Here is a 21,164-nt window from a genome sequence, read left to right as displayed (position 1 = left end):
CCGGCCAGCGCCCCGAGGAGCCCCAAGTGACCACGAACCCCACCCTCGCCGACCTGACCACCCGCGCGGCGACCGCCCGCAACACCCCCACCTACGGCCACGACGCCCTGATCACCTGCGACCGACTCGTCCGCATCTTCACCACGGACGGCATAGAGGTCCAAGCCCTCCAGGGCCTCGACCTCCTCGTCCGGGAGGGCGAACTGATGGCCCTGGTGGGCGCATCCGGCAGCGGCAAGTCCACCCTCATGAACATCCTCGCCGGCCTGGACACCCCCACCGCCGGCGCGGCCCGGGTCGCCGACCACGACCTCCTCACCATGACCCCGAAGGACCGCCTGGCCTACCGCCGCAAGACCGTCGGCTTCGTCTGGCAGCAGACGGCCCGCAACCTGCTCCCCTACCTGACGGCCGCCCAGAACATCACGCTCCCGATGCAGCTGGCCACGAAGGCGACCCGCAAGACCCGCAAGGCACAGACGGAACGCGCCCTGGAACTCCTGGACCTCCTGGGCGTGGCCGACTGCCGGGACCGCCACCCCCAGCAGATGTCCGGCGGCCAGCAGCAACGCGTGGCGATAGCGGTGGCCCTCGCCAACTCCCCCGCGGTCCTCCTCGCCGACGAACCCACCGGCGAACTCGACTCCCACACCGCGGAACAGATCTTCGCGGCGTTCCGCACGGCCAACGAGCACCTGGGCACGACGATCGTCATCGTCACCCACGACCAGGCCGTGGCCGGCGAGGTCCGCCGCACGGTGGCCATCCGGGACGGCCGCACCTCCACGGAGGTACTGCGCCGCAGCGAGGTGGACGAGACGACGGGCCACGAGACCGTCGTGGCCCGCGAATACGCCATGCTCGACCGGGCCAGCCGCCTCCAGCTCCCCGCCGAGTACACGGCAGCCCTCGGCATGCGCGACCGAGTGGCCCTGGAACTGGAACCGGACCACATCGGCGTATGGCCGGACGACAGCGACCGCGACCGCAACAACGGCCGCGCCTAGAGACCTGAAGGAGCCCGGACGACTCAGCGCACGCTGACATCCAGCGCCCCGAGTCCCGCCCGCCGCACGGCGATCGACCCGAAGGGCGTACGCAGCCGCAGCCACGCCCCGGAGGCCAGCAACGCCAGCTCCCCGCCGCCCCCGGCCCGCAGGAACCCGAGCGACTGCGCGGCATGCACCGCTCGCACGGGCAGCCGGGTGTCCCCGACGCTCCGGGACCAGATCTCCCGCCCGATCCGGTCGAGTTCGGCACGGGTACGCAGCTCAGGCGCCAACTCCCCGGTACGGGCCCGGAATTCGGCGACCCCGGAACCGACCATCGCCCGCAACGCGTCCGCCGCGGGCAGCCCCGGCACCGGCTGCCACCCGCCCCGCGGCGGAAGCACCCCCGCCCAGGGCGGCCCCGTGACGGCCCCCGGCACCACGGCCGTCGCCGCCACCTCGTCGACGGACTCGAGCAACTCCCCCGCGGACACGGTCACATCGAGGCTGGCGTCCAGCCCGTTCTCATACGGCTTCGCCAGCCGCGCCGCGCGGATCGCCAGCACCTCGAAGGACGGCGGCCGCCCGAAGACGGCGAGCGCGGTACCGGCCGCCTGAAGACGCACCGCGGCCCCACGGTCGTAGTGGAGCAACCGGGAGAGGAAGGCCGCGAGGTCCGCCGCCTCCCCCTCGTCGGCGAGGTGGAGGACCGTCATGCGGCGACGGCCTCCTCCTCGTCGTCATCCCGGTATCCCTCCAGGAACTCCCGCTCCTCGGAGGTGATCCGCCGCGGCCGCTGCGCCTCGAAGTCGAACGGCACTATGACGGTCGAGGCGCGCACATACACCAGGTCGTCGTCCTTCACCTCGTAGGAGATGGTGAAGGACGCCGCCCTTATCTCGGTGACCCACAGCTCGATGTCCACCGGAGTGTGCCGGTGCACGAGCTGCCGCTTGTAGTCGATCTCATGGCGCGCCACCACGGACCCCTGCTTGAAGTCCTTCTCCGGGCGGAACAGGAAGTCGATACGGGCTTCCTCCAGATAGCGGAGGAACACCACGTTGTTGACGTGGCCGTATGCGTCCATGTCCGCCCAGCGCAGCGGGCAGTGGTAGATATGCCGCAAGATCGATCAGCCCCGGGTCAGCTTCTTGTAGGTGGCGCGGTGCGGGCGCGCGGCGTCGGCACCGAGCCGCTCGATCTTGTTCTTCTCGTACGACTCGAAGTTGCCCTCGAACCAGAACCACTTGGACTCGCCCTCGTAGGCGAGGATGTGGGTCGCGACCCGGTCCAGGAACCAGCGGTCGTGGGAGACGACCACGGCACAGCCGGGGAACTCCAGCAGCGCGTTCTCCAGCGAGGAGAGCGTCTCGACGTCGAGGTCGTTGGTCGGCTCGTCGAGGAGCAGCAGGTTGCCGCCCTGCTTGAGGGTGAGCGCGAGGTTGAGCCGGTTGCGCTCACCGCCGGAGAGCACACCGGCCGGCTTCTGCTGGTCGGGGCCCTTGAAGCCGAAGGCGGACACATACGCCCGGCTCGGCATCTCGACCTGGCCCACGTTGATGTAGTCCAGCTCGTCGCTCACGACGGCCCAGAGGGTCTTCTTCGGGTCGATGTTCTCGCGGCTCTGGTCGACGTACGAGATCTTGACGGTCTCGCCGACCTTGATGGACCCGGAGTCGGGCGTCTCCAGCCCCTGGATCATCTTGAAGAGCGTGGTCTTGCCGGCGCCGTTGGGGCCGATGACCCCGACGATCCCGTTGCGCGGCAGCGTGAAGGAGAGATCGTCGATGAGGACCTTCTCACCGAAGGCCTTGTTGAGGTTGTTGACCTCGACGACGATGCTGCCGAGCCGCGGGCCCGGCGGGATCTGGATCTCCTCGAAGTCCAGCTTCCGCATCTTGTCGGCCTCGGCGGCCATCTCCTCGTACCGGGCGAGACGGGCCTTGGACTTGGCCTGACGCCCCTTGGCGTTGGACCGCACCCACTCGAGCTCTTCCTTCAGACGCTTGGCCCGCTTGGCGTCCTTCTGCCCCTCGACCTTGAGACGGGTCTGCTTGGTCTCCAGGTACGTGGAGTAGTTGCCCTCGTACGGGTAGGCGCGCCCGCGGTCGAGCTCGAGGATCCACTCGGCGACGTTGTCGAGGAAGTACCGGTCGTGGGTGATCGCGACCACGGTCCCCGCGTACTTGGCCAGGTGCTGCTCCAGCCAGTTCACCGACTCGGCGTCGAGGTGGTTGGTGGGCTCGTCGAGAAGCAGCAGGTCAGGGGCTTCCAGCAGCAGCTTGCAGAGCGCGACACGGCGCTTCTCACCACCGGAGAGGTTGACGACCGGCCAGTCCCCGGGCGGGCACCCGAGCGCGTCCATCGCCTGCTCCAGCTGGGCGTCGAGGTCCCAGGCATTGGAGTGGTCGAGCTCCTCCTGGAGCTTGCCCATCTCGTCGAGCAGCGCGTCGGAGTAGTCGGTCGCCATGAGCTCGGCGATCTCGTTGAACCGGTCGAGCTTGCCCTTGACCTCGGCGACACCCTCCTGGACGTTCTCCAGGACGGTCTTGTCGTCGTTGAGCTTGGGCTCCTGCATCAGGATGCCCACGCTGTAGCCGGGCGACAGGAACGCGTCACCGTTCGACGGCTGCTCCAGCCCCGCCATGATCTTCAGAACGGTCGACTTACCGGCACCGTTCGGGCCGACGACGCCGATCTTCGCTCCGGGGAGGAAGTTCAGGGTGACGTCGTCGAGGATCACCTTGTCGCCGTGCGCTTTGCGCGCCTTGCGCATGGTGTAAATGAACTCAGCCAAGAGAAACCGTCCGGCAGCTTGAAATCTGGCAGTGGGCAGATACACCCCATCTTGCCGTACGTCCATCCCCGGACGGAAACCCGTACGTCAGGCCCCCGCCCGGCCACCCCACCCGGTGACCGCCCCGTCACGGAACGTCGCCCGGTGGCGTCCCTCACCCCCGCGTCGGCGCCTTCCTCTCGCGCACGAACACCAGCGCCGCGCCGCCGATCACCACGAACCCGATCGCCACCCCGGCGATCATCGGAGTCGCACTGGACGCGCCCGTCTCGGCGAGGTTCGTGCCGTCCGAGACGCCCCCGACCGTCGCCGGGCTGGGCTCGCTCAGGGTCTGGACGACGTCGCCCGTCTCCGCGCCCTGGGTCTGGCAGTCGAGGACACCCGTGAAGCGCTTCTGCAGGCCCCCCGGACCGGTGATCGTGAAGTCGTACGCCTGGTCCTCCCGGAGCGGGATCGTCACCGTCCGCGCCTCGCCCGCCGGAATGCTGTAGCCGATGCCGAGCAGCTCGAAGGCGAAGACCGCGTCGCCCTCGTTGGCCGCGGTGATGTCCACGCCGCCCTTGGCGCAGTTCTTCGCCGCGGACAGTGCGGGTATCGCGCCCCGGTCGGCCCAGGTCGCGCTCGCGGTCGCCGAGACCGTCGACTCGCTGGAGCCGGCGAGGATCTGGGTCTGGCTGCGGCTCTCGGAGGAGAAGGCACGGCCGACCGGCACGGTGGTGGAGGCCTGCACGGTCAGCTCGGCGGAGCCGGCCGCCGCGTCCTCGGGGACGTCGAAGAACAGCTCGCCGCCGTCGCGCGCGGAGGTGAGGGGCTTGCCGTCCTTGCCGACGATCCGCACCCCGCTGGTGGCCGCATCCGTCGGCGGTGTCACCGTCACGGTGTCCGCGTTGGTGCGCACGGTCACCGGGCCGAGCAGACCACCGGGACGGCCGGAGACCGCGGCGGAGTCGAGGGTCAGCGACGCCTTGGGCTCCGCCAGGTCACGCGCGCTCTTGTGGAGATAGTCGGCGAGCCTCTCGGCCTGCGGGTCGACGGCGTCGACGTTCGCATCGTCGGAGTAGCGCCAGATGGCCACCTGGGTGCCCGCCGCCGCGTCCTGCTCGGTGAGGCCGCCCTGGACGCCCGCCTTGGCGGCGAGCGCAGCGAGGTCGTTCACCTGCGGATAGGAGTTCTGCAGGATCCAGCGGATCTTGCCGGCGTCCTTGTTGGCGCCCAGCGAGGTGCCGCTCCAGGGCGTCTCGTGGTACTTGGCGTCCCGCTGTGTGGGGTTGTGGAGGTCCACGCAGTACGTCTGAAGCGTGCCGCCTCCGTCGACGGACATCTCGAACAGTCCCGCCGACACCTGCAGGTCCCCGGAGTCGTCGTGTATGACGGCGGCGCCGTACGTCTTCAGGCCGCCTATGGTGGCCGTAGCCCCGCCCTGGCTCTGCGCCGCCGCCCCGTTCGCGGCGACGGACACACCGCCGCCGGCCATCAGCGCGCCGGCCGCGACGAGCCCGGACGCCAGTGTCGCGGCGGCACCGCGGACCGCTCCTCGCCTGCACGCGGACAACAACGCAGAAAACACAGAATTCCCCTTCGAGCAGGACCCGTTGATGTGGGGGGAACGGTCCCACCAGCAGAATCAGCAGCCCCGAGAGCTATGCCCGGCATCCTAGGTATGCGCCCGCACCGCGATTCCCGGTGATGCGGTCGGGCGACCGATCCGACTCGGAATCGTTATCGCCAAGATCACCTGCGAGCAGGGCTTATCGACAAATCCACCGGGGTCGTTCGGTGCGCACTCGCCGATAAGCCACAGTTCGGCACTTCGGTACTTCGGCAGCTCTACAGTTCGGCAGCTCGGCAGCTCGGCAGCTCGGCCGGCTGACGTCACGTCACCGCGACTGGCTCCCGCTCCTGTTGGTCGGCCGCCTCCCCGACGGGCGTCTCCCAGCTCGGCTCGGGCTGCGAGGGGGCGCCGACGGGCTCCGGTTTCTGCACGCGCCGGAAGAACGACGCACCCCGCGACATGTCGTGCCCGATGGCCACCGCGTCGATGTCCGCCGAGGTCCAGCTCTGCCCGTCGCGCACCTCGGTGCGGACCTTCAACCGCCCCTGGACGATGACGGGTTCACCCACCGACAGCGAAGCCCCCACATTGGTGGCGAGCTGCCGGTTCGCCCACACGGTGAAGAAGTTCGTGTGCCCGTCCGTCCACTCCCCCTTCTCCCGGTCCCAGTAACGCTGGGTCGCCGCCAGCCGGAACCGCGCCGACGCCCCGTTCTGTGTCTCGCGGTACACCGGCGTCGTCGCCACGTTCCCCACCACGCCGATGATCGTCTCGTTCATCTCGAACCCCTCCCGCATACGCCGACGGGCCCGTCCCGTACGGCTGCGTCTGCTTCGCCGACCGCGTCCTGCGCGATCGCCGTGAAGCCAGACTGCCTCCGCCGGCCCGAGCCCGCCGAGCGCTGTGGACCACCGGTCCGCTTGTGGATAACTCCGCCACCCGAACGAGCGACGCCCACCTACGAGAAGCCCCGGCAACTCACCAAAAGGCCAGTTCAGCGCACCCCGGCCTCCACCCCCAGCACCCTCCCGTACTGCTCCCGGACCTCCCGGTACCTGAGCAGCTCCGCCGCCACCGGATCCAGTACCCGGGCCCGCCCGCACCCGGCCGCCGCCTCCCGCAGCCGCCGTTCCGCCTCCATGCCGTACCGCCGCGCAGGCCCCCGCGCCGCGATCCGGCAGCTCCACTCCACGAGCGGCCCTCCGATGATCCCGGCCACCATCAGCAGCACCGGCACCCCGAGATTCGGCGCCATGAACCCGACGATCTGCCCCACCAGCCAGAGCCCGCCCACGACTTGGAGCAGCGTCATGGACGCCTGCGCGAACACGGCCGCCGGCCACCACCCCGGCCGCGGCGGCCGCCCGGGCGGCAGTCCCGCGCGCGCGGCGAGGTCGTCCAGCGCCTCGGGCAGCCCCTGGGAGCCCCGTACGGCCGCCTCCCGCACCGCCAGCGCCCAGGGCGCCGGAAGCCCCGCGGAGGCCCGTTCCGCGACCGTCCGCACCGCCTGCTCGACGCGCTGCCGTGCCGTGGCCTCCTCGTCGGCCTGCGACCGCAACGGCAGCCGCCCGGTGGGCGGTTCGAGCCGGTCCTGGTACCACCGCCACAGCCGCAGCCACGGCGTCCCGCACGCGCGGTTGGCGTTGCGCAGCCACGCCCGCTCAGCCGCCTCGCCCGCCGCCGTCGCCCCGACCGCGTCGGCGAGCCGTACGGCGAACTCGTCCCGCGCCTCCTCGCTCAGCCCGGTGCGCCGCCCGGTGGCGTACACCGGCCGCAGCCGCCACGCGGCGGCGTCCACGTCGGCCGAGATCCGCCGCGCGGGCGCCCCGCGTTCGCCCACGAACTGCCCGAGCGCCTCCCGCAGTTCACCGACCCCGTCGCCGGTGAGCGCGGACAGCGCGAGCACGGTCGCGCCCGGTTCGCCGTACTCGCCGAGCGCGATCCCGTCCTCGTCGAGCAGCCGCCGCAGATCGTCGAGAACCTGCTCGGTGGCCTCGCCGGGCAGCCGGTCTACCTGGTTGAGGACGACGAACATGACCTCCGCGTGTCCCGCCATGGGCCGCAGATACCGCTCGTGCAGCACGGCGTCGGCGTACTTCTCCGGGTCGACCACCCAGATCACCGCGTCCACGAGACCCAGAACACGATCCACCTGCTCCCGGTGCTGCACGGCCGCCGAGTCGTGGTCCGGCAGATCCACCAGCACGAGCCCGCGCAGCAACGCCTCCGACTCGGCGCTCTGCAGGGGCCGCCGCCGCAGCCGGGGCGGGATCCCGAGCCGCTCGATGAGACTGGCCGCCCCGTCGCTCCAACTGCACGCGATGGGCGCGGCGGTGGTGGGGCGCCGTACGCCCGTCTCCGAGATGGGCACCCCGGCCAGTGCGTTGAACAGCTGCGACTTCCCACTGCCGGTCGCCCCCGCGATGGCGACGACGGTGTGCTGCCCCGACAGCCTGCGCCGCGCGGCGGCCTCGTCGAGGACCCGCCCAGCCTCGGCGAGGGTCCGGCTGTCGAGCCGGGTCCGGGACAGCCCCACGAGCTCACGCAGCGCGTCCAGCCGCGACCGCAGCGGCCCGTCGTACGCCAGGGGAGCCGCGATCTGTGCCCCGGCGCCCCGCGTCTCCACGACGGCGACGGGCTCCGCCGCGGCGGTCTCGTTGGCCCTTCGCGCGATCAGCCCGTCGTCCCAGGACTCCGAGGAGTCCGTACGACCCTCCGTGCGCCTCTCCGAGCGCTCCGGGACGTCGCGGCCCTCCACGCGCGCGTGCCCGCCATCCGGCTCCTCGCTCCCGTCCTCCGGGGGATCCGCGGAATCCACCGCGCCCATGGCGTCCAAGGCTTCCACGCCCTCACGCTCGCCTTCGCCCTCGTCTTCCACCGGCGTACCGTCCGCGTCCTCCGGGGCGTTGTCCTGGGTGTTATCCGTGTGATCCGTGTGGTCCTGGTCAGTGACGGCGGTCACCGGTCACCTCTCCTTCTGCAGTACGGACAGCGCGGCGATGAGTTCGGCCTGGGGCTCCGGGTGCACGTCGAGGGCGTCGAGCGGGGCGAGCCGGCGCTCGCGCTCGCCGTGCACGACCCGGTCCAGGTGCTCGGTGAGCAGCCGTCCGCCCCGGTCGCGCAGCCGCAGCGCCCCGTGCGCCCCGAGCCGCTCGGCGAGCCCCTCGCCGGCGGACCGCGCCCGGCGGCCGCCGAGGAGCGCGGTGGCGACGAGCGCGGCGATCACCTCGGGGTCGGGCGCGACGCTGCGGTCGAGGTCGCGCACCTCCTCCTCGGCGAACTCCTCCAGCTCGCGCCGCCACCGCCGTACGGCCATCCCGATCCGGTGCTCCGCGCTCTCCAGCGTCGGGTCGGGGCCGGCCAGTTGGGGGGCGCCCGCAGCCGGTTCGCGCCGCCAGGCCTCGTCGACGCGCTCGTCGGCGGCGCTGACGGCGCACAGCAGGAGTGCGGCGAGGCTCTCCACGAGCGCGTCGAGCAGTTCCCCGGCGGTGCAGTCGAGCGGGAAGGCCCGCCACCGCTTGAGCGCGTCCCCGGCGAGCACGGCACCGGCCTGCAACCGTCCCCGCACGCGCGCGTGCTCGCTGTCGTACGCCCCGTCGACCGCGGCGGTGAGCCGGAGCGCGGCCGCGTACTGGGCGGCGGCGGCGCTGGCCAGCTCGGGCATCCGGGACTTGAGCGAGTCCAGGACGCCGTGCGCGGTACGGCCCACGGCGTGCTGCCTGGCGCCCGGGTCCTGGGTCTGGTGCACGAGCCACGTCCTGAGCGGCGCCACGGCGGTGGCGGGCAGCAGTCCGCCGCCCCACGCCGACTCGGGCAGTTCGGGCACGGTGAACCGCGGTACGTCGCCGAGCCCGGCCTTGGTGAGCAGCGCCCCGTACTGCCGGGAGACCTCGGAGACCACCTGGTGCGGCACCCGGTCGAGGACGGTCACCAAAGTGACGTCGTACTCCTTGGCGGTGCGCAGGAGATGCCACGGCACGGCGTCGGCGTACCGTGCGGCCGTGGTGACCATGACCCAGATGTCGGCCGCGCAGATGAGTTCGGCGGCCAGCGTGCGGTTGTCGGCGACGAGGGAGTCGACGTCGGGGGCGTCGAGGAGGGCGAGCCCGCGCGGGAGGGTGTCCGCGGTCTCGACGCGCAGCACACGCCCGGGATCCTCGCCGGGCAGCAGAAGGTCGTCGCCCTCCTGCTGGGGTACCCACACACGCGTGAGGTCGGGCAGTACGCGCATCCCGCTGAACCAGTGATGGTCCTCCGGATGGCACACCAGAACGGGGGTCCGCGTGGTCGGCCGCAGCACACCGGCCTCGCTGACCCGCCGTCCCACAAGGGAGTTGACGAGGGTCGACTTCCCGGCGCCGGTGGAACCGCCCACAACGGCCAGCAGGGGCGCTTCGGGTTCCCTCAACCGGGGCACCAAGTAGTCGTCGAGCTGGGCGAGCAGTTCGTCGCGGTTGGCACGCGCGCGTGGAGCACCCGCAAGGGGCAGCGGGAAGCGTGCGGCGGCGACACGGTCGCGCAGGGCGGAGAGTGCGTCGAGCAGCTGAGGCCGTACGTCCAAGGTCACCACATGTGAAGAATGCCCAATTTTAGGGGAATTCTGAAGCATATGAGCACGTCTGCGCGCCGACGGAACACAAGGGATGGAAGGGATGACTGGGACAACGGCATAGTCCAGGCATAACGAGTGCACAACACCCGGGGCGCGAGACGCCAAAAGCGATGCACGATTCGTACCTGCCTGCGATTATCAGGACCGCTTCACCGAACCTCCACATTGAGCCACGGAGGCGAAGCAACAGGGACAAGGATCCGGGAGCCCTATCCTTGTCCCCGGCAACGTCACGGATCAGCCCACACCCGGGCACCAGACACGAGGCCACCACACCGGCCCCCGTAGCTCAGTGGATAGAGCAGGCGCCTTCTAAGCGCTTGGCCGCAGGTTCGAGTCCTGCCGGGGGCGCCTCTTTCCCAGCTCTCCTCCGGGAGGGCTTTTTTGCTGGCCGGAGCCTTACCGGCGCAGCTCCTCCGCCAGCCCCACGATGATGCCCTCCGGCCCGCGGACGTAGCAGAGCAGATAGCTGTCCTCGAAGCGGGCGATCTCGCCGAGGAGTTCGGATCCGTGCGGGCGCAGACGGGCGACGGTGTCCTCGATGTCGTCGACGGCGAACATGACGCGGTGGGTGCCCAGGATGTTGTGGGGCGGGTTGCGCGGTCCGACGCCGGTGGCAGCGGGGCTGCGGTACTTCGCCAGCTCCAGCCGGCCGTGCCCGTCCGGGGTCCGGAGCATCGCGATGGCGCAGCGGACGCCGTCGAGGCCGGTGCACTGGTCGGCGAAGAGGCCCTCGACCTCCGTCCTGCCCTCCAGCTCCATACCGAGCTCCGCGAAGAAGGCGATGGCCGCGTCCAGGTCCTCGACGACGATGCCGACGTTGTCCATCCGCTGAATCGCCATGATGTCTTCTCCCTCGTCCTTGTGCGCTCGTACGCTTCCCTGCGCACTTCCTCGTGCGGCCGGTGCCGGCCGCCGACACCCCTGGGACGGAGCCGACCGCACGTTCTCGACATCCGCGGACCACGAACCGTCTCCGAAGGTCGCCCTCCCCTACCGGTCCGCCCACCCGCCCGTTCGCCCGTCCGTCAGAAATCTGACCGAATCCCGCCGCCGCACTCGGCGTACAGTCGATCTTCCCGGACATCAGGGACAGTTGGACATCAGGCACACGGAGAGGAACCGACGTGCGACTGCGCTGTGCTGTGCTCGACGACTTCCAGCGGGTGGCGACCGAGCTCGCCGACTGGTCACCGATCGCGGACGAGGTCGAAGTCGTCTCCTTCGACACACACTTCGACGACGAGAACGCACTCGCCGAGGCACTGGCCGGGTTCGACATCGTGGTCACCCTGCGGGAGCGCGTGGCTTTCCCCGCGTCCCTCATCTCCCAGCTGCCGCGGCTGAGGCTGCTCATCGCCTCCGGGATGCGCAACAGCGTCATCGACTACGCCGCCGCCGAGGCGCAGGGCGTCACCGTGTGCGGTACGGCCAGCTCCTCCACGCCGCCCGTCGAGCTCACCTGGGCGCTGCTGCTCGGCCTCGCCCGCGGGGTCGTCGAGGAGAGCAACGCCCTGCGCGCGAACGGCCCCTGGCAGTCCACCGTCGGCGCCGATCTGCACGGCCGCCGGCTCGGGCTCCTCGGGCTCGGCAAGATCGGCAGCCGGGTGGCGCGGATCGGGTTGGCCTTCGGCATGGAGGTCACCGCCTGGAGCCAGAACCTCACCAAGGAACGCGCGGACGAGGTAGGCGCCGAGCTCGCGGCGACCAAGGAGGAGCTCCTCGCCGGCAGCGACTACCTCTCCGTCCACCTCGCCCTGAGCGACCGCACCCGAGGCCTGCTCGGCCCGGCCGAACTCGCCCTCCTCAAGCCGACCGCCTACCTGATCAACACCTCACGCGCGGCGATCGTCGACCAGGACGCGCTCCTCGCCGCCCTCCACGAAGGCCGTATCGCGGGCGCGGGTCTCGATGTCTTCGACACCGAGCCCCTCCCAGCCGGCCACCCGGCGCGCACGGCCCCCCGCCTGCTCGCCACCCCGCACCTCGGCTATGTCTCGCGGGCGAACTACTCGACGTACTACGGCCAGGCGGTCGAGAACATCCAGGCGTACCTGGCGGGTTCACCCGTACGCCGTCTCCCCTGAGGCCTGACTGAGGCCTGTCTGAGCTCTGTCTGAGGCCTGGCCCGCAGCGCACCGCCGGCAGACCGGTTCCGTCCGGCGCTCAGTGCAGGATCGTGGCTGATCCGCCAAAGCTGTGCGACGCACGTCGGCGACCCGTGCGTCGGGTGCGGCTGTCCCGGCCGTGACTGCGAAGTCACAGCGGCGGAATCGTCGGGTGTCCTCATCGCACTGACTGGCTTCGGAACTTCCGGCACCTCGAGGACCAGTCGGCGTTCGACGCGAACGCGCCGCAGCTCCGAGCACCGCGGCCGGGCTGGTGCTCGACCGGTCCGCCACCACGTCTGGACCGATGACGACCGAAGTCCACTGCCCTGCGGACGAGTTGGCCGATCCGGACGGCTCAGTCGCCCCCAGCGGGTGCACGCCGGGTACGAGCGGCGGATTGTCGGGGCCGTCGGCCGGCGCCGGGCGGTGCACCGACAGCACAGGCGGTCCGGGGCGGGAGTGGAGCGCGCCGGACAGAACCGTGCCGCGGGCCCGGAGCACCGGCGAGCCCGCGACCCTTGAGCGGGTCGCGGGCTCATCCCTGGCGTGCGGGTGCGGACCTAGCGGTAGACGCGGATGTAGTCGGCCCAGAAGTCGATCGGCTCGGTGGGAGCCGGGTGGTACGTGCCGTCGCTCACGGACATGTTCATCACCACGTGCGACTCCCATTCGGGTCCCGTGACACCCAGGCCGTCGGAGAAGACCTTCTCCCCGTTGACGTACCAGTCGACCGAGTCCACACCGTAGTAGGTGCCGATGGTGATCCACTCGCAGGGCTTGACCACGTCGGAGTTGGTGTAGTTGTCCACGTCGGGCTTGACGTGGTTGGTCAGCTCCAGGTTGTAGGGGCCGTCCGGGTGGTACTCGAAGGTGTCGATCTCGTCGTTGCCGGCGTCCTCGGGGTGGTCGACCGACCACGTCCACAGGGACGGCCACGCGCCGACCCCGTCGGGCAGCTGGACGCGCGTCTCGATGTAGTCACCGGCCCGCACCTGGAAGCCCCGGTCGGTGTACTCGGTGGTGATCAGGCCGGTGTCCCAGGCCTGCTTGCCGTTCTCCAGCGTGTGGGCGGACGGGGTGGCGGTGAACCTGGCCAGACCGCCGTGGACGGTCACCGCGTCCTTGGTGAGCCAGTCGAGGTTGTAGAACTCCGGGTCGTGGTCCACGTGCGAGAAGGCGCTGGTCCTGTCGCCGGTCCACTTGGTGCCCCACTCGATCGGGCCGTCGAACTCCTCTCCGAAGACGAGCGTCTTGCCCTCGACCGGAGGGGCGAGACGGCCCGCGGCCGCGTGTCTGCTCTTGTGAACGCTCTCGGAGGCGTCGGCGGCCTCGGCGCCACCGGCCAGCGGAAGGCTGAGCAGGACGGCGGAGCCGGCGAGCACGCGGAGACGGGTTGCGAGGGATGAGGGCATGACGATTCCTCTCTCTGTGACCTGCAGGTGAGCGGTCGGCCGCGAGTTCCGCGCCGACTCCGCCACGGGAGGGGAGACGACCGGTGAAGGGGCTGTGAGGCCCCGCCCGCGTGTCCGCCCGCGCGGGCGGACACGCTCGCAGCAGATGAAATGCTGCATTCACATTGCCCAAAATTTGCGGATATCTTGCTCAATTAGCCCATATGCATCTTTTGGGGCATCCATCGATATCGCTATCTCCGGGCCCGACGGAGGGCCGGGGTGCGGCCATTCGGCTCCGGTCCGGACGACAGCCACCCGTTTGCCGTGCTCGGCTGGCGGGTTCACCCTCCTCGGCGTGCTACTGAGAGTAAGCAATCAGTAACCGAGACCGGGAGATCGTCATGTCCCTCAGGATGAAGTTGCAGGTCCTGACCGCCGCTGCGGCGGCCGTGTGCGCCACGGTCGGCGCGGCGGCGCCGTCGGGCGCGGCTGCGGAGCCGACCGCCGACTTCACGGCGAACGTGAACGGCAAGGTGGTCGACGGCAAGGTGGTGACCGGGACGCTGTCCGGGAAGCCGCTCGAGGAGTTCACCATGGCCGTGGGCTACTACGCCAACGGCCGCTGGTCGCAGACGGGGCCGTTCAGCGTGACGATCGCCGTGCCGTGGGGCTTCACGCTGAAGCAGCCCACCTTCTCCAACCCGGCGCAGCAGTGCAACGTCGCACCCGGCGGTCGCCAGGTGACCTGCTACTACGCGGGATTCTCGCGGCTGGGCGAGGGCGCGGGCTCCATTTTCGTCCCGGTGGAGGTCTCCTCCGACGCGCTGCCCGGCGTCACGGTCGAGGGGCAGGTGGCGGTGGTGTACGCGGCCGACAACAACCCCACGAACAACACGCAGAACTTCAAGATCAACGTAGTCTGAGCCGGCCGGTCATCGACCGGTGCGGATCTGATCCGCGACGACGGATGACCGGATCCGCCTGCAGAGGGACAGCGCCGCCAAAGAGCAGGACCCACCCGTGTCGGCCATCGCGTATGCCAAGCACTGGTCACTGTGAAGGCGCTGTCCCCTCGATCTGCCTGCAGGGCCCTCAGCGGAGGCCGCAGTCGCCCCGGCGGACGACGTGTGTGCGAGAAGCCGTATTCCTGTCGATCATGAGGGCCGGTTCTGGTCGAACAGGGCGCCTGGGCGAGTGATCTTGGTCGGAGTGAGGCGAAGGCCCCGAGGTAGCCGGCGTGATTGAGCCGGTCGTTCTTCACCCACCTTGGGGTGACCGCCGACTTCCTGCCGGAGGCCCTGGTGATGGGCGAGGAGCCGGCGTATGTCTTGAGGCCGCGGGCGTCGCCGAAGCGGGTGGGGTCGTCCCCGATCTCAGCGAGGATCCGGGCGGCGAGCTGGATGCCGAGCCCGGGTAAGTTCAGCAGGATCTTGGCGTCCGGGTGCTGAGGGAACGCCTCTTCCACCGCCTTCGCCAGCTGGTCGGCGGCGGTGCAGGCGGCTTCCGGCTGGATGAGGAGGGCGAGCATCTGCTTGCCCAGTGCCTCTTCGACCAGCGGCGGCTGATGGGCCCACTCGGCGCGGAAGACGTCGCGGACGCGGTCGGGGCCTCCCCCAAGGCCGGGTAGTTGGCGTTGTCTCAGGTTACGCAAGTGGGGCTGGGGACCAGGGTGTTGCGGCATAGAGGCCGGGGCCCGAGCTTGTGGATGAGGCCGCTGGCGGCCCGCCCACCGATTCAGTTGTCTGTACATGGTTTCCAGGGTGACGTCGCCGAAGCGGCCGGCGATTTCACGGGGTTGCCGGAGGCGCGTGGGGTCTTCCTGGCGGAGTGCCAGGATGCGGTGTCGGCACCGGGCGGCGGGGGCGGTGTGCCGGTCGTCCCGGGAGGCCGGGGCGGCGCGGGTTGATCCACGGGTTCGAGGACGGTGACGCCGAGGCCGGTTACGGTGCGGCTGGTGCCGGGCCGGCCGTCGGGGTGGCGCTCGCTGTAGCGGGACATCGGTGACTTGACCTTGCGGGTGCTGACCCGCTGCCGTCGGGGCGGAAGCAGGCCGGTCAGGATCCGGCGGCCGACAGTCCCGAGGAGAGTGAGCTCTTTCAGCGTTGCCGTTCCAGGGTGAGGACGGCCGCCGCGTTGCCGTTCCAGGGTGAGGACGGCCGCCGCGTCTGGCGTCTTTCGATTCGGGCTGCACCGCGCCTTGCGGAAGATCCGTCATCTCTTGAGCCGGGCTGGGGCACGCTCGACGGCTGCCCGGGCCCGGGACAGCGCCGGCAGGTCCGCGGCGAACTGGGGCACCGACACCAGCGCGAGTCCTCCCGGAGACCAGGCAGGCCGGCCCCGCGCGGGAAACAGGAGGTCCGCGAACTCTTCATCGGTGAACAGCACGCCCAACTGGTCCCGGATCCGGATCGCCAGCCTGCCCTTGGGGAACGAGGCCCTCGCCACTCGTGCCGTCTCTGCCGGCACGTCACCCGTACTCGCTGACCGAAACGACATCGCTGACCTCCCTCCGCCACGACGTCGGCCCCCGAGAACCAGACTCGGGGGCCGACATAATCACGCGCAGAAGACTTCGCCAACAGGGTCACCGACTTGACGGGCCGTCGGTGAAAGGAGGGCGAAGGCTCTAGTCGGTGGGGATCGCGCTGGCCAGGAGGGGGAGTACGGCGGGGACTCCGGCGGCGGTCTGCTTGATCGCGGCGCCGGCCGTCTCGCCCTGCATGTCGACGATGCCGCCGGCCAGGCCGCCGCCTAGCGCGACGGCGCCGAGCGGGCTCGCCAGGGGCGTCTTGGAGTCAGCGGTGCCGGTGAGGAACGAACCGTTGTCGGCCGACGCGGTCGGAACGACGGCGAGAGTCAGCCCGGCCACGATCACGCCGGTGGTGACGATCTTGTGCAGCATGCTCATCAGAACTACCAGTTCTCTTTCCGGTTCTCGGTCTCTGTGGATTCCCGGTCGCCCGGGGTCGCCGGGCGGCTACGCGCTGAGGCGTTCCTCGGCCAGGCGGGTTCCCTCGACGCGCGCCCGGATCTTGGCGAACGCGGTCTCCCGCGGCGTCGACGTGTCGTCGGCGAAGGGGGCGAAGCCGCAGTCGTCGCCGGTGCCGAGCTGGCTCAGCGGGATGAACTCCGCGGCCTCCAGCACCCGTTCGCACACCTCTTGCGGCGTCTCGACCCGGGGGTTGATGGGGTCGGTCACCCCGATGAAGACCCGCTGGTCGGGCTTGATGTGCTCCCGCACCAGGGCCAGCATGCGGCGCCGGTCGGGCTCGCTGGCCATCTGGAGGTAGAAGTTGCCCGCGTGCAGGTCGAAGAACCGCGGCAGGAACTTCGCGTAGTCGATGTCCGCGCTGTGGGTGGAGTCCTGGTCGCCGCCGGGGCAGGTATGAACGCCGATGCGCTGACGCTCTTCGGGGGAGAAACGGTCCAGCACCTCGTTGTTCAGGGCGACGAACCGCCGCAGCATCCCCCCGTCCGGGTCGAGCTTGTAGGAGACCCGGCCCTCGGTGAAGTCCATCTGGACCTTGTGGGCGCCGCCTTCGAGGCAGCCGCGCAGCTCGGCCTCCGCCTCGTTGACGAGGTCGTCGTGGAACTGCTCCCTGGAGTAGCCGCTGATGCCCAGAGGGGGGTAGAACATGCTCAGCATGGACGGTGCGATCACCGCCTGCTTCACCTTCACCGGGAGGTCGGTCACCGACCGGGTCGTCCGCACCATCTCGCGGGTCTTCCTGAGGTAGTCGCCGCCGTGCGCCTGGTACCGGAAGTTCCCCTCCGTCAGCAGCGGCAGCTGGCGGATGTGGCCGTCGGCGAACGGCACGACCTGTCCGCCCGGATTCAGCTTCAGGCCCGCGACCGGATAGGTGGCGAAACTCGGCTTGCTCTGCTCGCCGTCAGTGATGACCTCAGAGCCGGTCGCGATGAACTTCTCAATCGTGTCGCGCAGTGCGCGCTCACGGTACTCGTCGAGTTCCCGCTGACCGATCCGGCCCGCGGCGAAGTCCCGGTTCGCCTGAATCAGGTACGCCGGACGCGGAATGCTGCCGATGGGCTCGGTCGGCAGGGAAATCCTCGCCCCACCCCTTCCCGTTGGCATACGGCGGGAAGCGGCCGCTGCCTCCGCATCGAGCCCGAGCCCGAGCCCGCCGCTGACCGCCATAACTCCTGTTGCCACAGCGGCATATCCGGCGGACTTGAGGAAATCGCGCCGATCGCTTCCGTGATCGGCGGAAGAACCGTGCTCCCCGTTCAACGTACTCACTGGTTGCTCCTTAGCCGGGATACTTAGCAGTCCCGACCCCTGGGGAGGGACCACAGTGGCGGCAACGTACGGGAGCAAGTGCCGGAAACGGCAACCAAGTTATGTTTCACTCGATGGTGTACAGAGGCCTTTATCCTGTCCGGCAATCATATTCATCATGAGTATGGCGATTATGGAGGGGTTCCGCGATTACCTGACCGCGCCGCCCGCGGCGCGGGAGAGGATGCCTGTGGTGCAGCGCCTCATCGCGGTCGACGACTCCGGACCGGCCGGCCATCTGCGTTCCTGGCTCGGTCAGCACCGGACAAGCCCCGGTCTCCACCGCCGGATTCAATGAACTACCGGTGCCACCGAGCGCGCTGCAGCTGTGACGGTCACGACCGGGATTCCGTCCGGTGCACACGCGTGAGATGGAAGAAAAAGTCGGCCGGGCGACCCTTGCAATCCATCAGTCCGAGTACGGTGCCCTCGTCCGCTTTTCGGAAGTGATCGATGATCGGGACCGAGTCGTAGACCATCGCCACCGATGTCTTACCGCGGAAAGCCACTTCCCGCAGTCGCGCCTGTCCGAGTTCCCAGTTCGGAGCGATAGAGCCGTCAGAGCGCTGACACAACAGCGGCTCGGCGTCCTCGGTGTCGTCGAACCGCTTGCCGTACCAGCTCATGGAAACCAGCTTCATCGTGGATTCGCAGGCGGTGTCGAATACCCCACCCCGCCACGTTCCCGTGAGGAATCCGCGCTCGACCGGCTCCAGTGCATCGAAGACCTCGTACAGCAGAGTTCCGCCGCACGCCTCTCCTGTCCGGACAACTTGGAGAAAGTGTTCCTTCAGATGCATTGATTTCCTCTTCCTCAAGCTTTCGGGGCGGATGTGTATGTGGTAAATCAACACCCTCAGGGACAACGTAACGGCGCCGCAGGACGCCTGCACCCGTTGCTGCTCCCTGTCCTGCCCGCTGCGAAGAACGCGAACGTCGGCCACTGCCCCCTTCACTGATCCGTGGACTCGCCCTCTGCCAGATGAGGTCTCAGGACTTCCTTGCCCATGTGCAGTCATGAACCTTGCGCTGCCCGCACGGCCCCGGCCGGCAAAGGCGGAGCAGGCAACGGGGAAGTCGCCAACCGTGCTGATCCGGCCCATATTCACGCCGGGGACTACCGGTTGGACGCCGGACAGCGCAGCAGATCGGAACTCGCCTCGGCGAGGTGATCTTCCGGCCCGGCTCACAAGCCGGAGCACCGTTTCCTCTCCGCATGCCGGCGCCGTCGAACAGCCTCCCGCCACCGGTTCAGACAACACCGACGGAGAAGTGCGTGCCGGAGAACGGGACAGGGTCGTAACGGTTGGTGACGGCGACGAGGCCACAGTCCAGGGTGGTGCCGGGCTTCGCGTCCGCGGCGACCGCCAGCTTCGGGTACAGGAAGGCCGGGCGCCAGACCAGCGGGGCGCCGACACCCTCGCCACCGCACGTCAGCACGGTGCGCTCGGCATCGGCCGTACACGGACGTCCGTAGTGAGGGTAGGGCTCGGCCCAGGTCGTGTGCGCGGGAGCTGTCAGGGTGAACGCCGTAGGCCCCGTGTACTCGTTGGACGGCCCCGCGTTGCGCACTGTCACCGGCACCTCGACCGTCTCCCCCGGCCGTGCCGAGACGTCCGGCACCTCGGCACTCAGATCGACCTCCGGGTCTCCGGTGACCACGTCGTACGCCGCCGTGGCCCGGTCCCCGCCACGAAAGGCGCTGACATCGCAGTGCGAGACGGTGTTCGGGGCGATGTGCGCAAGCAACATGATCGGCACCTGGCGACTGTCACTCGCACCAGGATCGAGCCCAGCCGGCACCTCGTAGGACGCCCCGGTACCGAAGTACTGGAATCCCGGCAGCTCGCCGCCCTCGATGCGGTTGGGCCCCGCGGTGTGCACCACCACCCGTACCGCCTCTTCCGTCGGCCGGTCCCCGGTGTTGGTCACGCGCACGCCCAGAAGCCGCCGAGTGCCCGGAGTGATCGTTTCGTCCGGCCAGTCCAGCGACACGGCGACCGTCTGTCCGTTCCCCGTCCACACGGGCGGGACGCAGGAGTCGACCGTCGCGGCCTGTGCCCTGCCGTTCTGCGGCAGCAACGCCAGAAGCAGCGCCGGGGCGACTCCCATGATGATGCGTTTTCTGATCATGCGTGAAGGATGTGGCTCTGTCTGACGGTCAGCAACCGCTATCGCTGCGCCCGGTAGACGTGCACGTAGTCCACGGCAAAGCTGAACGGATGCTCGGTGGGCGGGGGCGGGTGGTAGACGCCCGACGAGACGGACAGACTCAGCGTCAGGCAGGCGGACCAGCCCCGTCCCACACCGCGACCGTCCTGGTACACGAGAACGTCGTCGACATACCAGTCGACGGAGGAGGCCCCCATGGCCACCCCGATACGCAGCCACACGCCACCACCGCGCGCGGCCTTCCCCGACTCGGCCCCCTTCTTCCCGGGGACCGTCTTCGGAACGACGATCGGGTGATAGTTCGCCGCGTACCGGGTGTGGTTGACCATCTCGAGCAGCTCCGGGGTGTCCGGGTGGTACTCGAACACGTCGACCTCACCCCCGCCGTCCGTCCACGTCCACATGGCCGCCCACGCACCGGGGGCGGTGGGGAGCTGAACGCGCGTCTCGACATAGTCCCCGGTCCTGAGCCGGAAGCGCTCACGGGAGCCCTCGGTCGTGATCAGCCCCGTGTCCCAGGCGCGTCGGCCGTTCTCCAAGGTGTGCTTCGAGGGCCGGGCGGTGAAGACGGCACGGCCGTCGGTCACCTTCACGGCCCGGCGGTCCACCCAGTCCAGCTTGTCGTCGTCCGGGGAGTGCGTGCCGTAGCGGTACGCGGAAGTGCCGGTGTTGATCCAGCGTTTGCCCCAGGCGGGTGCCTTGTCGAACTCCTCCGCCCAGACACGTTTCCTCCCGGTCGCCTGCCGGTTGGATCGATCTCCTGAGACAACGGTGAGTCTCGCCCTGCCGAGCTCGTGCTCGCCGGCCGCGTCCTCGTGGTACCCGGACAGGGTGTAGGTGCCGGCGCGAAAGGCGTGCGGCTCGGCGGTCAGGGTGAGCCCTTCGGGGCAGACCCGCGCTTCCTCGATGACTCCACCGGGAAGTTCCAGCCGTCGTCCCAGTCCGTCCCGCACCATCACCCCGACCCGCCGCACGGCGGTGCACTGCGGCGCCCGCACAGTGAGCCGGACGGTCACCGGCTCCCCGGGCCGTGCCCCGGAGGGCGAGAGAGCGACCTGGACGATCCCGGCGCTCTCCGAACCTCCGGCCTCCAGCACCGGATCGCCCCCCTCCACGCCGGCCACGGCCGGGCCGGCCAGGGCCATCAGCCCGGAAAGGGCCAGCACGACGATGCGCACCCTGCGCTTCATGCGCCCGACCTCCTCGCTGCGCGGCCGATCCGCCGACAGCGGGCCTGTCA

Annotated in this window: 18 protein-coding genes, 1 tRNA gene and 3 pseudogenes; 5 read left to right on the top strand and 17 right to left on the bottom strand. The window is 69.8% G+C overall.

What is annotated here, in order from left to right; translation table 11 throughout:
* Positions 1–26: 26 nt before the first annotated feature.
* The gene (locus PH203_RS13125) at positions 27–1,007 is read left to right on the top strand and encodes an ABC transporter ATP-binding protein (protein WP_289920061.1); all 981 of its coding nucleotides are present in this window, start codon (positions 27–29) and stop codon (positions 1,005–1,007) included.
* 23 nt (positions 1,008–1,030) lie between these two features.
* Here PH203_RS13125 and PH203_RS13120 read toward each other — a convergent pair whose 3' ends face one another.
* From PH203_RS13120 to PH203_RS13090, 7 genes are all read right to left on the bottom strand, one after another.
* Complete coding sequence (locus tag PH203_RS13120; RefSeq protein WP_289920060.1) at positions 1,031–1,705, bottom strand: hypothetical protein; 675 nt, start codon at positions 1,703–1,705, stop codon at positions 1,031–1,033.
* Positions 1,702–2,115, bottom strand: coding sequence for a thioesterase family protein (locus PH203_RS13115; RefSeq protein WP_289920059.1), 414 nt, complete (start codon positions 2,113–2,115; stop codon positions 1,702–1,704). Before PH203_RS13115 ends, PH203_RS13120 begins: the two co-directional genes overlap by 4 nt.
* 6 nt (positions 2,116–2,121) lie before the next feature.
* Entirely contained in the window at positions 2,122–3,786 is a 1,665-nt protein-coding gene (gene ettA, locus PH203_RS13110) for an energy-dependent translational throttle protein EttA (RefSeq protein WP_289920058.1), read from the bottom strand.
* Between the two features lie 154 nt (positions 3,787–3,940).
* A complete protein-coding gene (locus PH203_RS13105; RefSeq protein ID WP_289920057.1) occupies positions 3,941–5,353 on the bottom strand; it encodes a Cys-Gln thioester bond-forming surface protein in 1,413 nt (470 codons plus the stop codon).
* A gap of 305 nt (positions 5,354–5,658) precedes the next feature.
* The gene (locus PH203_RS13100; RefSeq protein WP_289920056.1) at positions 5,659–6,117 is read right to left on the bottom strand and encodes a single-stranded DNA-binding protein; all 459 of its coding nucleotides are present in this window, start codon (positions 6,115–6,117) and stop codon (positions 5,659–5,661) included.
* A gap of 215 nt (positions 6,118–6,332) precedes the next feature.
* The gene (locus PH203_RS13095) at positions 6,333–8,300 is read right to left on the bottom strand and encodes a YfjP family GTPase (RefSeq protein WP_289920055.1); all 1,968 of its coding nucleotides are present in this window, start codon (positions 8,298–8,300) and stop codon (positions 6,333–6,335) included.
* Positions 8,301–8,303: 3 nt separating this feature from the next.
* Complete coding sequence (locus PH203_RS13090) at positions 8,304–9,908, bottom strand: dynamin family protein (RefSeq protein ID WP_289920054.1); 1,605 nt, start codon at positions 9,906–9,908, stop codon at positions 8,304–8,306.
* A gap of 320 nt (positions 9,909–10,228) precedes the next feature.
* On the opposite strand from PH203_RS13090, the gene PH203_RS13085 reads away from it, so the two are divergent.
* Positions 10,229–10,301 (top strand) — tRNA-Arg (locus PH203_RS13085).
* 48 nt (positions 10,302–10,349) lie between these two features.
* On the opposite strand, the gene PH203_RS13080 is transcribed toward PH203_RS13085, so the two are convergent.
* On the bottom strand, positions 10,350–10,793 hold the full coding sequence (locus PH203_RS13080) for a VOC family protein (protein WP_289920053.1): 444 nt from the start codon (positions 10,791–10,793) through the stop codon (positions 10,350–10,352).
* Positions 10,794–11,077: 284 nt separating this feature from the next.
* Between PH203_RS13080 and PH203_RS13075 the strand changes: the two genes are divergently transcribed.
* Positions 11,078–12,037: a D-2-hydroxyacid dehydrogenase family protein gene (locus PH203_RS13075; RefSeq protein ID WP_289920052.1), complete on the top strand. Its 960-nt coding sequence runs from the start codon at positions 11,078–11,080 to the stop codon at positions 12,035–12,037.
* A gap of 584 nt (positions 12,038–12,621) precedes the next feature.
* Here the strand turns inward: PH203_RS13075 and PH203_RS13070 are convergent.
* On the bottom strand, positions 12,622–13,473 hold the full coding sequence (locus tag PH203_RS13070) for a family 16 glycosylhydrolase (RefSeq protein ID WP_289920050.1): 852 nt from the start codon (positions 13,471–13,473) through the stop codon (positions 12,622–12,624).
* A 383-nt stretch (positions 13,474–13,856) separates the two neighbouring features.
* Between PH203_RS13070 and PH203_RS13065 the strand changes: the two genes are divergently transcribed.
* Positions 13,857–14,378 (top strand): hypothetical protein, encoded by a 522-nt coding sequence (locus PH203_RS13065; protein ID WP_289920049.1) that lies wholly within the window; start codon positions 13,857–13,859, stop codon positions 14,376–14,378.
* Positions 14,379–14,662: 284 nt separating this feature from the next.
* On the opposite strand, the pseudogene PH203_RS13060 reads toward PH203_RS13065, so the two are convergent.
* The 5 genes and pseudogenes from PH203_RS13060 to PH203_RS13040 all read right to left on the bottom strand — a co-directional run.
* A pseudogene (locus PH203_RS13060) lies at positions 14,663–15,058 on the bottom strand (transposase); the annotation flags it as partial.
* A 527-nt stretch (positions 15,059–15,585) separates the two neighbouring features.
* Positions 15,586–15,723: pseudogene (locus tag PH203_RS13055) on the bottom strand (IS5/IS1182 family transposase); the annotation flags it as partial.
* A 15-nt stretch (positions 15,724–15,738) separates the two neighbouring features.
* Positions 15,739–15,951, bottom strand: a pseudogene (locus PH203_RS13050) (IS5/IS1182 family transposase); the annotation flags it as partial.
* Positions 15,952–16,081: 130 nt separating this feature from the next.
* Positions 16,082–16,363, bottom strand: coding sequence for a hypothetical protein (locus PH203_RS13045; RefSeq protein WP_289920047.1), 282 nt, complete (start codon positions 16,361–16,363; stop codon positions 16,082–16,084).
* A 69-nt stretch (positions 16,364–16,432) separates the two neighbouring features.
* The gene (locus PH203_RS13040; RefSeq protein WP_354671243.1) at positions 16,433–17,521 is read right to left on the bottom strand and encodes a cobalamin-independent methionine synthase II family protein; all 1,089 of its coding nucleotides are present in this window, start codon (positions 17,519–17,521) and stop codon (positions 16,433–16,435) included.
* A 349-nt stretch (positions 17,522–17,870) separates the two neighbouring features.
* On the opposite strand from PH203_RS13040, the gene PH203_RS13035 reads away from it, so the two are divergent.
* Positions 17,871–18,050 carry a hypothetical protein gene (locus tag PH203_RS13035; RefSeq protein WP_289920042.1) on the top strand — a complete coding sequence of 60 codons (180 nt, stop codon included), beginning with the start codon at positions 17,871–17,873 and terminating at the stop codon, positions 18,048–18,050.
* 37 nt (positions 18,051–18,087) lie between these two features.
* On the opposite strand, the gene PH203_RS13030 is transcribed toward PH203_RS13035, so the two are convergent.
* The 3 genes from PH203_RS13030 to PH203_RS13020 form a co-directional block, all read right to left on the bottom strand.
* Positions 18,088–18,552 (bottom strand): DUF4334 domain-containing protein, encoded by a 465-nt coding sequence (locus PH203_RS13030; protein ID WP_289920039.1) that lies wholly within the window; start codon positions 18,550–18,552, stop codon positions 18,088–18,090.
* Positions 18,553–19,003: 451 nt separating this feature from the next.
* Positions 19,004–19,885 carry a hypothetical protein gene (locus PH203_RS13025; protein ID WP_289920036.1) on the bottom strand — a complete coding sequence of 294 codons (882 nt, stop codon included), beginning with the start codon at positions 19,883–19,885 and terminating at the stop codon, positions 19,004–19,006.
* A gap of 38 nt (positions 19,886–19,923) precedes the next feature.
* Positions 19,924–21,114, bottom strand: a complete 1,191-nt coding sequence (locus PH203_RS13020; protein ID WP_289920034.1) for a hypothetical protein — start codon at positions 21,112–21,114, stop codon at positions 19,924–19,926.
* Between the last annotated feature and the right edge of the window lie 50 nt (positions 21,115–21,164).

It is taken from the genome of Streptomyces sp. S.PB5 (genome assembly GCF_030403745.1).
In the GTDB taxonomy this organism is placed as follows: domain Bacteria; phylum Actinomycetota; class Actinomycetes; order Streptomycetales; family Streptomycetaceae; genus Streptomyces.
This window is presented reverse-complemented; position numbering and strand designations above follow the sequence as displayed.